This is a genomic window from Bartonella sp. SL320, from assembly GCF_059687635.1.
Window position 1 is genome coordinate 750,067 of sequence record NZ_CM185143.1, and the last position, 13,542, is coordinate 763,608.

The window sequence follows — 13,542 nt, forward strand, 5'->3', positions numbered from 1 at the left end:
AAAATATTTTTAAAGAGCGTTTATTGCTTAAAGCCGTTGTTATGGAAACTTTACAAATTTTTTGTAAAAGCAGCGTTGTATGCTTAAAAAGTGTTTAATTGGTTTTCTTATACATAGAAGTATTTACTATGTATTTTATATTATAAAAAACTAAAATACTTTGTATTTTTATATCGATATATAAATTCATTGAATCCGTTTGATTTTTATCAATCAAAAAGACAACTCTCTTGAGGTTTCAACCGTTATTGAGAGATAGAGGATTTTGTTACATTGGATTTGAATGAGATTAATTTTTTCAAGAAAGGTGTATAGGAAGAATCTTTATTGATTGATGTTTTCCATAGATTGAAAAAGGCAGTACGGAATGTACTGCCTTTTGCTAAAATGAGTAATATAAATTGTTTTTTGCTTTTTTAGAACTGATAGCGAATGCCACCTGAAATGCTTGCTCCAGATATACCAGCTTTTTGAAGCTTGTGTTGATAATGAACATCAGCGTGCAGAGCAATGTTTTTTGATAATTGTGCATGCACACCAAGTCCACCTTCAACAGAAGCTCCCATAGAATCAAGGTGGAAAGATTCACCGATCTGTATGGCGCCATTATCGGCAAAAGCCTTAACAATATTTAATTTACCATAAAAAGAAAGGGGAGTGTCTTGTTGACCAAAAAGTGTTGTTTGCGTCAAACGTCCTCCAACACGCACCAACCATTGATGAGGATTGCCCATATTCACATCAAAGCCATCAACATCTGAGAGTGTGCCAAGCATAAGACGTTGATAAACAACTTGTGCTTGTGGTTCAAAGGCCAATCCTTTCATGCTGGTTTCGAACTTTTGTCCAATAGTTGCCGATGCACTCAACGTATCAGCGTTCGTCAATTGTGCAGTCTTTCCTACGAGCGCTGAGGTAATATCCCCTTTGAGCATTCCATAGGAGAAAAGTGCATGGATATATGTGCTATTCTTATAGCGCAGTCCACTATATGCAGCAATTGACCACTTATCGAGTGTAGTCTTGTCAGCTCCTTCCATATCTTTGGGGGTGAAAGCTAATTTCCCATATGTTCCCAAAAGACCAAAATTAGCGATTATATTTTCATCTTCTAGAGCGACGAATGCCATGCCGGCTTGTAAGGCAGCATAGTGAACATCAGCACCATAGCCATATTGTAATGGCGTACGATGAGAGGATAATGTTACTTTGTTGCCATAAGCTGAGAAGAAGATCCCTTTATCTTTATAATCCTTTGTTTCAAAGGCGGCTTCTTGCATTGTACTTAGTAAAGTATTTTGATTGTTTACATCTGTTAATCCAGCTGAAAATAGTGCGTTTGGCATGACCAAATAGCTTGCGACTTGAGGAACAAGAGCTTTAATTTTTCCTTCATCATCGAGAGTTGCACTTTGTAAGCGGAAATCCCAGAAACTTTGTTTTTCTTCCAAGGAAGGCGGCACATTGTCTGCTTTTTCAAGGGATGTTGCACCAGCACCTTTCGCATCTTTCTCTTTTGGTGAAACACCTTCGATCGTTTTTCCTGATATGGTATAGATTGTGTAGTCTTTGAGGGTGTTCTCTCCCGATTCTTGCGATATTCCACTGAAATGACTTTGTGTGCTATCGGCTTGTCCATGGCTAGATGTGGGGCCATAGCCATTGAGTATATATTTATAAGGTAAGCCTCCCATTGTGGTATAGCCGCGTGCAAGTTTGAAAGAATCTTCATTTGCTTGCCCAGAGACTTGAATGAGTGAAAGCCCACGCATATTAGAGGAGACAGCATCTTTAGCTTTTAACGCCTCACCTTTCGCAAGGTTATTGATATGGACTGTTGTGGTGCCTGATACATCTCCGAGAATAAGAAGGCGGTCAGCTTTTTGCTGTTCTTTTGCAAGACCATCACTCCATTCAATATTAAAATAAATATTTGCATCACCTGTAGCATTGTAAACTGTACGGTAAGCGCTTTCTATATCAGGAATTGTACTTTCTTGCGGTCTACGAACCTCAGCTGTTCGTCCTATATGCAAGGTGTGATAGTGGTCTTTTTCCCGCTCTTGCGGCGCTTTAAAGATGATAGAGCTATCATTAAGATTGAGTACTGAAACAGTAGAAAGTGCTCGTTGTTTAATATCACTGAGATCGTAACTAAATGTACTAAAGTCAGTATCAACTTCCTCTTGAGAGGTTTTTAAATGCCATTTGCTCTTGTTATTTAAAGTCAAAACCGTTGTATTTATTTTTAAAGTTCTTGCTCTTCCTTCTATCGTCGAATTATCAGCGGTTAATGCAAGCGTAACAGGAAGAGTGTCTTCGTCATAATATTTACGTTTCGTTTTATTTCTCAATAATACGTCGGCTCGAATTTCTGAGTCTTTAAGTTGAACTTCAGCAACAGCTTTTGAGCAGTAGGGGCCAAGAATACCGGTACCACTTTCCACAAGAAGTTTTGTATTGCTAAGAACGACCCTATTGATAACCTTGTCCCCATTTTTTAGTGCAGAATCCTTTGTTTCATAAAAAACGATACCGCCTCCGCCTCCTCGTTGAACAATGATGGTTGAATCTTCAACGTTAATTACACCGTTTTTAGTTTCTAAACTTTTGTAGAATGTATTTGCTTCGATTTCTTTAGCATGAATGCGTCCACCTTCTGATGCAGAAAGTGCAGACAATTCTGTGTGTATTGTTGCTTTTTCAATTGTGATAACTGCTTTATCTTGTGCTAATACTCCAGGCCCTTTATCGCTAACAAGAACATTATTAAAAGTCTTTTTTTCTCCCTTATTTACTTCAATTTTCCCCAAAATTTTAGGAGTTTCAGGCGCTGATTTATTTGCATAAGTTGAACCGAAATGAGAAAAAATCAAAGTTCCAGCAATTGTACATAACAAAAAATTTTTTTTATAAATATATTTCTTACACATAGATATGCCTTTAATATTGGTATGCTTTGATGCTTACTTCATTCCCCTGATGGCGCAAGTACCCAGTGAGCTTTTATATCATTATGTTTTTATTGTAAACAACAAAACAAATTATATTGTGGTGTTCTCTATGATTTGAAGTTTTGTTTTAGAAAAGCTTTTTATATGATTATAAAAAGTCAGAAAAAATGAATTCTACAAAACTTCGCTTGGTAAGTTTATGCTAAAAACATGATGAAGCACGCTGTTTAAAAATTATTTATTTAGGATCGTCATTATAAAAGCTTTATAATGTTGAGATGGATTGTTTTAGGCATTCAGAAAATTCAGTCAATTTTCTCTGCTATAGAAGAGGATCTGCACTAAGAAGAGAGAGGAGAATATTTATGGATTTTCTTTAAAGAGACTTTTTTTAAAGGGGCTGAGCCCATTTTTCTGAGGTAACATAGCCCATTTCGCGCCGGCATCTGTGAATAATATAACGATAAAGCCATTGAGGTTAAGCCCGATCATTTTATGCTTGTGAAGGAGTAGGTTACACCTTCATGAAAAAACAAGCCCATCATACACTTGGGCCTCTCCAATATGGCGATATACCCCTTGGTCTTGAGATCATTCATAAAAAGGCATTTTAGGCTTTACTTGTATTGTTTTTATTTACACAATTCTCTTTGTTCGTGATGTATAAGCGAATGACTTTAACAGAGAACAGGTTTGGAAATAGAGAACAGGTTTGGAATGGGGGAATCCTCCGGTATTCTGGATTCTCATTTTACAGGCACAACAATGAATACTCTATTTATAAATCAATAAAATAAATCCGTTAATTTCTTTATATTTATAATAATTATGCGTTTCGGTTCTTTAGCTTTTACAGCTGTAGAAACATTTTAAGGTCCAATAATTTGTATTTCTATTCTTTTGTTATTGTTAAATATTCGTCGATGATTTTTTGCATGAAGTATCTCATAAGCCTTGTTGAATATGCTTTTTGCACCAGAGACTTCAAGAAATTTAGTTTCTACATAATAGGTAGAAAATAGTAAAATTGTTACATATTCTGTTTACAGTAGATTATTTTTTTTGTTATAAATATTTAATTAATTTATATTTATAGCTTTAAAATAAATAATTTATATAATTTTATCTAAAACTATATTTAATATAGTAAATATTGAATTATAATATTAAATTTGTATGTAATATATTTAAAGAATAATGATATATTTTACTTTAAATTTAATTTATACGAAAATTTGTTTAAATATTAATATTTATAAAATTGAGTTGTTTTACAATATCATTTTATGATTGATAGTATCATATTGCACTTAATAAATTCATCTCTATTCTACGGATTTTGATCGTTTTTCCATTGTTTTATTTTCTTTCAGTGAGATGAGCTAGATAGGAGAGGTGAGCTTTCTCAAAACTTTTTGCTTAAAAACATCAGAGAAGGTTCAATGAAGCTTTATAGATGGGTGTTAAGCGTGTTAATTGAAAGAATGGGGTATATAGCAAGGGTCTTTTATAATCTTCTTTCAATATGGTTGTCTGTATATTATTTAAAAATGCACTTTTCTTAAGTTTTATGGATAAATTCGCGAATAAAATATGGCTGGAAAATTCATGTAAAGAGAAGGAAAAGCCTATTTTGAGTGGAAAAACATTATATAAAGAGCTTCATGTTGAATCGTTAAAATGAATAGTATTGTGGCCAATACAATAGCACTTTTATGAGAGATTGTACTTTTATTAAAGGGGCTTTGTTTTTATTATTTAGGGCTTTGACATATTCTAGATAAAAATTACCTTACATTTTTCTTGATCAAAGGGGCAGGGGATTTTATGAAGCAAGCGATATTATGTCAATAAAATCTGCTGGACATAGCCTTTTTTAGGTGTTTCTTCTGAGAGTTTTTCTTTCACTTGGGGATGAAGCGCTTTGTGATATTTTGTTTGAGAGAGATGAAAGCATCCAATCTGATATACTTCTATGTTTCCAAAATAATAGTTAGCCTTATCAATCAATAAATCTTGATGAAAATGGTGTTTTAGGGGATAAACAATAAAGCTATTTGAGCGATCTTTTTCATGAAAGAGTGTCCAGAATAAAAAAGGCAGCATATTGTGCTGCCTTTTTGTTAAATTGAATAGAATAGCTATTATTATAGTTTTTCTTTAAAACTTATAGCGTATTCCGCCTGAAAAGCTTGCTCCAGAGATACCGGTTTTTTGCAGCTTTTGTTGATAACTGACATCACCATGAAGGGAGAGATTTTGAGAAAGTTGCGCATTGATGCCAACGCCTCCTTCAAGGGAGGTTCCGGTAGTGTCAAGGTCAAAGTCTTTGCCCATCTGTATTGTACTATCATCTCCAAAGGCTTTGAGAAGGTTTACTTTTCCATAAAAAGAAAGAGGACGATTCTTTTGAATGGAGACTGTTTTTGTTAAACGTCCACCAATTCGTGCTAACCATTGATGAGGATTTTTCATATCAATTTTTAAGTTATCGACATCGACAAGGGTGTCAAACATTAAACGTTGATACACCAGCTGGGCTTGTGGTTCGAAAGAAACGCCTTCAAGACCCGTTGCAAATTGTTTCCCAATGGTGGCGGCAATACTCAGTGTTTTTGCATGTTTTAATTTTGCAGTGTTTCCTCTGATGGCATTGGTGATATGGCCTTTGAGGATACCGTAAGATAAAAGTGCATCGATATAGAAACCACTGTTGTGTTCTATGCTCCCATAGGCTGTCACGGCCCATTTATCCAACGTGCTCTTTCCTGCATCTGGCATATCTTTTGGCGTAAAGGAGAGGCGTCCGTAAGTTCCCCCCAATCCTAGATGAGTTGTGGTATTTTGTCCTTCTAAGGTTGCCAATGCAACACCGGCTTGGAGAGAAGCATAGCGGAAATCAGCTCCATAACCGTATTTGAGAGGACCACGTTTGGAAGATAAGGTTGCTGTATTTCCATAGGTGTTTAAGAAGAATGCGTTCTTTATTCCTTGTCCCAGTCCTTGTCTTTGTTCTGTGGCTGACATTCTCATACTGGCTAAAAACGCGTCTTGTTTAGCAATATCGGTTAATCCAGCGTGAAAGAGAGCATTCGGCATGACGATATAGCTTGCTGCTTGTGGAACAAGTTCTTCGGCGGTTAAATCAGGATCAAGAAAGCCTTTATGTAAACGGAAATCCCAAAAATTTTCATCTTTTGTATCAAAGAGGTTTTGGTCAATATTTGCTTGGCCATGACTTGATTCTGGTCCGTAACCGGTTAGCGTATATTTATAAGGCAAACCACCTCTTGTGGTATAACCATGCGCTAATTTAAAGGAATCTTCCTCTGCTTCTCCAGAGACTTGGATCAGTGAAAGCCCACCAGTGTTTGAAGGGTCAGAAGCATTTTCTACAAAACTTTCCTTTCCTCTATCACTGTCAATATAAACGGTTGTTTTGCCAGTGACATCACCGTGGATCAACAGTCTATCGGTTTTTTGATCTGCTATGGCAATGCCATCACTCCAGGCTGTGTTGAAGTGAATTTCTGCATTTCCAGAAGCGTTGTAGACTTTTGTGTCATCTGGTTTACCAGATCCTATATGCAATGTGTGGTAATGACCATCTTCCGTTGGTCCACTAAAGGCAATCGTGCTATTGTCGAGGTTAAGCGTGGAAATATCAGACCGTGATCTTTGAGCGATATCAAGGAGTTCTCCATTTTCATCTTTTTCTTTTGTACTGTTTTTTAAGAGCCATTGTGTCCCATTTTTTAGATTAAAGCGTACATTTCTCTCTTGTGCAATGTTTGCTCTGCCTTCTAAAGTGGAATGATCTGCGTTTAAGGTGAAGCTACCATTGGTTATTTTCTTAACTTCTTTACCATTCCAGATATTTTTATCTTTCAAAGAAATTTTGTCCCAAAAATTACCGTCATTTAATAAAACATCGGCGCTGATTTTTGAATTTATAAGATTAACTTTACCAATTGATAGATTGGGAACATCATCATCATTGTCCTTGGGGGTCAAAACGCTAATGAAAATTCCTGTGCCATTGTCAATATGAAAAATTGCATGGCTTAAATTGATTTCATTGCTACGATATTTTTGTGGATCACTTGGGTGAAGTGAATCATCATCAGAAAAATTTGTGAATTGTAAGCCAGCAATGTCTGCTGTTGCAGAAATATTTTTGAGATCCATATGACCGCCATTTACTACGGCTAACGCAACTTTTTTTGCTTCTATCTCATTTTTAGTGCTATTATTTGCTTTAATTGTAGCATCCTCAGTTGCAAAGAGGCCACTATCAACATCTTTAATAGTTGTTTTTCCCTTTAATTCAACGACGCTATTAGATTTCCAAATGTTTAAACCAACGGTTAATTCTTCAGATTTACCGCCAATTATTGTTAAATCACCATCACTAACAATTTTTCCACCATCATCTGCATAAAGGCCTTCATAAAAACCTTCAATGGTTGTATTGCCTTTTAAAATAATTTCACTACCAGAATTGCTGCTCCATATACCAGAGCGATCTTCTTCGGGGTCTGAATTTGTTTCTCCGGCGGTTATTTTTAAATGCCCATCACTAACAATTTTACCCCCATTCGTTGCTCCAAGACCGTTAAACGTATTTTCAATTGTTGTATGTCCGTGCAATTCAATTTTGCTTTTCGAACCATATGCAATTGCACCGGTTCCATCATCATCTGTTGTTAGAGTAACATCCGTGGCATTGATGAATCCATTTTCTGTTGCTCGCAATGCAGCTTTTTTATTTGTTGCTTTGACTGTTCCACCTGTCATTATAATTTTTGAGTTTTCACCTTCTGCATAGAGCCCATTTCCATAAGATGATTTAATTGTCGCACCATCTTTTATATTAATGGTACTGCCGTTTAAAGCAGATATTGTATTCTCCAGTGCCTCAAATGATCCTCCAATGATCTCTATTTTAGATTGACTATCTGCAACAATGGCTTTTCTTGCTTGTTTTATGTTTACATTTTTCAGTTTGTTGTTGTTGCTGTTACTGTTTTCGAAGGTCGCACCAAACTCAGAAGCAATAATGGAGCCTCCAGTCATAGAAATTACGCCGCCTTCTTTTGCTTTAAGACCGTGGATAATGGTTGAGTCAGTTCCTTTAATGGTTGTTTTATCTCCCATTAATGTGATTATACTACCTTTGCCTTCAGCTATTACAGCAGCGGGTGGTATTGGAGAAGGTGCGGATAAACTTCCGGTAACTGTTAAGTTTTCACCAGTGATTTTTCCACCCTTTTCTGCGTGAATAATTTCATAGCTTTCTTCTGTTTTCCCAGTAACTTCTTGCCCTTCTCCTGAAGCTTTAAGAGCTTCAGCATGGGCAGTGAAATGCATGCTAGAGAGTATGATCGCGACTGTTGCTGTATATGATAAAAGGGATTTTTTATACATCTGTATTCTCCTTTGAAGCCCCCAATATTCATTCCCCCACCGAACTTCATAAGAAGAATAGAAAATGAATTATTGCTTTTAGTTTTGTTAAATTTCCTCTAGCGTAGTAGGATATCGTTGTTTTTTTGTCAAAGGTTTTAAGTAATCTGTGCAGAAATTGATGTTGTATATAGTTTATGTTTTATTAAATAAGTTTATTTAGTTGTCATATATAATAGAATTATTTGTTATATGATACGGCATTAATATAATTAATAAATATAGCATTTAAAAAATACTTATTGTTATTTATTAAATTAATAAAAATTCTGATAATTATTTTCATATCAATTTATTAAAAAACAAAATAGATATTTTACTATCTATTATTTACAGTTTTTTTATATTTTATTTTGTTTTAATTAATATTGTATGAAAAGTAAAATTTGTTGAAGGTTTTTGATGAGGAGAAAACTTCTCATAAGCGTTTGTCTTAATTGAAGGTGTTAAAACAGGCATATCTTAAACTTAAAGACGTTATTCATATAAATCTTCACGTTGAAGCTTTGAAATGAATAGTGTTGTGGCCAATAAATGGCATCTTTATGAGAGGTTGTACTTTTATTAAAGGGGCTCCGTTTTTATCCTTTAGGGCTTTGACATATTCCAGATCAAAATTACTTTACATTTTTCTTGATCAAAAGGGCAGGGGATTTTATGAAACAAGCGATATTATATCCGATATTATATCAGTAAAATCTGGGTTGGGTATAATCCTCTCTAGGTATTTTTTCTGAAGACTTTGCTTTCACTTGGGGATGGAAGTGCTTTGTGATATTTTATTTGAGAGAGATGAACGCATCCAATCTGATATGCTTCTATGTTTCCAAAATAATAGCTAGCCTTATCAATCAATAAATCTTGATGAAAATGGTGTTTTAGGAAATAAACAACAAAGCTATTCGAGCGATCTTTTTCATGAAAGAATGTTCAGAATAAAAAGGCAGCATAATATGCTGCCTTTTTATTAAATTGAATAGAATGGCTGTTATTATAGTTTTTCTTTAAAACTTATAGCGTATTCCGCCTGAAAAGCTTGCTCCAGAGATACCGGTTTTTTGCAGCTTTTGTTGATAACTAACATCAGCATGAAGGGAGAGCTTTGAAGACAATTGCGCACTAAGACCAAGTCCACCTTCAAGAAAAGACCCCATAGAATCCAGTGGATAATCTTTATCAATATATATTGCTTGCTTATTGCCAAAAGTTTTGGTTGCATTCACTTTTCCATAGAAGGAAAAAGAACGCCCGTTTTCAGTTGTGACAACGGTTTTGGTCAAACGTCCACCAACACGGATCACCCATTGATGCGGATTTTGCATATCAACATTAAAGCCATTGGCATCTGCAATGGTATCAAACGTTAAATATTGGTAAGCAAGCTGTGCTTGTGGCTCAAACGTTACGCCTTCAATACCGGTTGCAAATTGCTTGCCAACAGTGGTGGAGATGCTCAACATCTTTGCATTTTTAAATTCTGCAGTTTTGCCAATGAGGGCATTGGTGATGTCCCCCTTTAGGATACCATAGGATAACAGCGTATCAAGATAAACGCCATTGTCATGTTGTATGGATCCATAGGCTGTGAGTGACCATTTATTGAGTGTACTCTTCCCTGCGTCTTGTATTTCTTTTGGGGTGAAAGAAAGACGTCCATAGGTTCCAAAAAGACCCAAATGTGTTGTAGTGTTTTGTCCTTCTAATGTTGCAAAATTAACACCACCTTGTAAAGCAGCATAGCGAAGATGAGCACCGCTATAACCATATTGACGTGGAGCGTTTTGCGAGGATAATGTTCCTATGCTGCCGTAAGTGTATAAGAAGAAGGCGTTTTGTTTTTCTTGTTTGTTCCCTAAGGCAGATGTTCTCATAGTGGCTAACAGTGCATTTTGCTTAGCCATATCAGTCAATTCAGCGTAGAAAATCGCATTGGGCATGATCAAATAACTTGGTACTTGTGGAAGAACTGCTTTTATTCTTAAATGAGGATCTAGAAATTCGTTTTGTAAACGAAAATCCCAAAAATCATCACCGTTTCCTAACAGGTTTTGGTTAGCATTTGCTTTGCCATAATTTGCATCACTTCCATAAGCTTTAAGGATATATTTATAAGGCAAACCTTTTATTGCCATATAGTCATGCTCTAGTTTGAAGGCATTTTTATTCGCTTTTCCAGAAACTTGAACCAGCGAAATGCCAAGGGTATTTAAGGGGTCAGAATCGTCTGCTTGTATAGTTCCTTTTTCTAAAGGATTTTGGAAATAAATGGTTGTGATACCTGATACGTCGCCTTGAATGAGAAGACGATCGGTTTTTTGTTTGGCTATTGCCGCGCCATCGCTCCATTTCGTATTGAAATAAATTTTTGCGCTTCCTGTTGCGTTGTAGACGGCAGAAGTGTCTCGTTTACCAGCCCCTATATGAAGCGTTTGATATTGTGTTTCAGTTGGTGCATCAAAAGTGATAGAGCTATTATCAAGATTAAGCACAGCAACATCAGAGCGTGATCTTTTGGTAATATCAAGTAGATTGCCATCAGCATCTTTTTCTTTTGTACTGGTCTTTAAAAGCCATTTTGAGCCATTTATGAGACTTAAAGATGCTTGATCGACGTTATCAGAGTCATTGGCTAAAATTCTTGCGCCACCTTCTAAAATAGAGTTATCTGCAGTTACGTAAGATACCCCAGGTTTTTTTGTATCAACAGCGGCGACTAATAAAAGATCAGCAAAAACTTTTGAATTTTTTAGCATGATCTTTGATTGATTACCTTGCGTCTTTAGCGCATTTTCTTCAGCATTTATGACAACATTTTCAAGATCAATCTGTCCACCGGCTTTTGTGTATACCGCAGACTGTGGCCCCATTGTCGTCAATGTTCCTCTTGTCATTGAGATTTTAGCGTTTTGTTCTTCTGCTAGAAGTCCATTTCCTTGAGCATTTATAGCAACATCTGTAAGGTCAATCTGTCCACCTTTAGCATAGGCTGCAGATTGTTCACCAGCTGTTTCTAATGTTTTCCCTGTCATTGAGACTTTTGCGTCTTGTCCCTCTGCCAGAAGCCCATTTCCTTGAGCATTTATAGCAACATCTGTAAGGTCAATCTGTCCACCAGCTTTAGCATAGGCTGCAGATTGTTCACCAGCTGTTTCTAATGTTTTCCCTGTCATTGAGACTTTTGCGTCTTGTCCCTCTGCCAGAAGCCCATTTCCTTGAGCATTTATAGCAACATCTGTAAGATCAATCTGCCCACCAGCTTTTGCGTGGATGGCAGAGGATGCAGATTGTGAGCCAGTTGTTTGTACAGCTCCTTTTGTCATCGTAATTGTTGATTTTTCTGCTTGTATCCCATTTTGAGTAGAGACAATTTTAACACCATCTTCCAAAATAAGATTGCTACCGTTTCCAGCATATATTCCTAATTCGAGTTTGTCTCCTTTAAATGAACTGGCCGAGACTGTTATTTGAGAACCTTTATCCGAAAAAAGACCTTTTTTGGCGTCCTTAACGATTACGTTTTTTAAAGTGACTGTACTGGCATCGGTTGTTATTCCATTTTCTCCGGAAGTAATCGTCACATTTTCTAGCTTATTTTCTTCTCCTGCACTGTTCACAAAGGAAACAGCATTTGTAGAAGATGTTATGGAACCACCGACCATATTTAATACAGAGTTTGTTATTTCAGCTCCTAATCCATTTGTCACATCAACGGTGACATCATTGAGTTGAGCGGTACTCTGGTCACTTATTTTCATCCCAGCGATTCTTTGCTGACTCTTCGTTTTCCCTGCAGTAATGCTTCCACCATTGATGATGATTTCGCTATTTTCATTGATAACAAGCCCCTTTGCTACATTTTTAATGATTACATTTTCCAAATCAATATGGCTATGCCCAAATGCTTCTGCACCGGTTCCGTTTGCCCAATAATAATGATCGTATAATGGTTTACCATTTTCACCCGTAAGTTGATTATCATGCTCATCTTTTCTAGGCACTTCCTGATCATATGTAGGTCCATGAATTGTTAAATCTTTACCATGGATTATGCTGCTGCTTTTTGCTTCAATTTTTTCATAGGTTGTGCCTGATTTGCCAGTTATCTCTTGTCCATCTGTCGCTGAGAGAATGGGATAAGCATGGGCGTTGAAATGGGCGCTAGAAAGCATAACAATTGTCGCAACTGTGCATGATAAAGTGTGTTTTCTACACATAAGATTTATCCTTCTTATAAATTCCAAAAGTCCCCCGCTTATAAGAAGGATATTAAATGGATGATTATCTTCAGACACGAATAGGTTATTTTTATCTTTGTGTAAAGTATAAGAATTATTATTTTAATAAAATACATAATGTTTTTATAGTATAAATCTATTATAATATTATTTTAATATTTATATAAAACTACAGTATATTTATTTGTGAACATATTTTATTTATATTAGGCCTTATTATGTGTTCCCCTTCGTGCGTTTATGTTGAAGGTTTTAAAAGTGCATAAGACAATAAAATATAGAAAAAAGAATAAGAAAGAATAGTCCCTATGTTAGAGATTTTTTTGACGCTGTTATCTCAAAATCAATAAAGGGATAAATCTTTTGAGAAATTCTTATAAAAAAATCAAAAAAACTTTATATACTTATAAAGCTCTTTTGATCGCTCATCAAAAGGACAACAGCATTCTATCAAGCATCACACGGGGTATACGGGGCCCATTCGCCGTCTGCGGATCTGCTACCCTTGTGAACAGCAAGCACAAGCAGCAGCAGCCTCTGAGTCGGATAGGCTTTGCTGTGGTATGGGCAGTGGTTCTTTGACCCTCGAGAGGTGCTCTGAGATCATGGCAGGTCAACCGTTTTTATTGCAAGGGTTTCGCAGAGAGATCAATGGTTCATGGCAAGCCGTAATGGTGATCCAGCGCTATGAAAAACAAAGCGGATATATCACAGAAATTATCCTAGAAGCACCAAATCAAAGAAAGGAAACAGGAGAAAAGGAAACTTTGTCAGAGCAGAAAACAAAGGGTCAACTTGATCCTTTGATCGGTAACGATGAACATTTAGAGCAATTTGTGCAAGTTGCACCAATTGCAGATAAGGAGCGATAGTACAAACATTGCACA

The 13,542-nt window shown here is 36.1% G+C and carries 4 protein-coding genes and 1 pseudogene; 1 reads left to right on the forward strand and 4 read right to left on the reverse strand.

Going from position 1 to position 13,542, the window contains the following annotated elements; all coding sequences use genetic code 11:
• Window positions 1-416: 416 nt before the first annotated feature.
• The 4 genes from AC6ER8_RS02980 to AC6ER8_RS02995 form a co-directional block, all read right to left on the reverse strand.
• Window positions 417-2,933 (reverse strand): autotransporter outer membrane beta-barrel domain-containing protein, encoded by a 2,517-nt coding sequence (locus AC6ER8_RS02980; RefSeq protein ID WP_497079199.1) that lies wholly within the window; start codon window positions 2,931-2,933, stop codon window positions 417-419.
• A 1,863-nt stretch (window positions 2,934-4,796) separates the two neighbouring features.
• Window positions 4,797-5,060, reverse strand: a complete 264-nt coding sequence (locus AC6ER8_RS02985; protein WP_497079201.1) for a hypothetical protein — start codon at window positions 5,058-5,060, stop codon at window positions 4,797-4,799.
• 54 nt (window positions 5,061-5,114) lie between these two features.
• Entirely contained in the window at window positions 5,115-8,381 is a 3,267-nt protein-coding gene (locus AC6ER8_RS02990) for an autotransporter family protein (protein WP_497079203.1), read from the reverse strand.
• A 1,043-nt stretch (window positions 8,382-9,424) separates the two neighbouring features.
• Window positions 9,425-12,634 carry an autotransporter family protein gene (locus tag AC6ER8_RS02995; protein WP_497079205.1) on the reverse strand — a complete coding sequence of 1,070 codons (3,210 nt, stop codon included), beginning with the start codon at window positions 12,632-12,634 and terminating at the stop codon, window positions 9,425-9,427.
• 431 nt (window positions 12,635-13,065) lie between these two features.
• Here AC6ER8_RS02995 and AC6ER8_RS03000 point away from each other — a divergent pair.
• Window positions 13,066-13,416 (forward strand): annotated as a pseudogene (locus AC6ER8_RS03000) (hypothetical protein); the annotation flags it as partial.
• Window positions 13,417-13,542: the final 126 nt, after the last annotated feature.

Excerpts from the sequence above, each read along its gene's own strand:
- AC6ER8_RS02995 (WP_497079205.1), bottom strand. The coding sequence starts at position 12,634 with ATGTGTAGAAAACACACTTTATCATGCACAGTTGCGACAATTGTTATG.
- AC6ER8_RS02990 (WP_497079203.1), bottom strand. The coding sequence starts at position 8,381 with ATGTATAAAAAATCCCTTTTATCATATACAGCAACAGTCGCGATCATA.
- AC6ER8_RS02980 (WP_497079199.1), bottom strand. The coding sequence starts at position 2,933 with ATGTGTAAGAAATATATTTATAAAAAAAATTTTTTGTTATGTACAATT.
- AC6ER8_RS02985 (WP_497079201.1), bottom strand. The coding sequence starts at position 5,060 with ATGCTGCCTTTTTTATTCTGGACACTCTTTCATGAAAAAGATCGCTCA.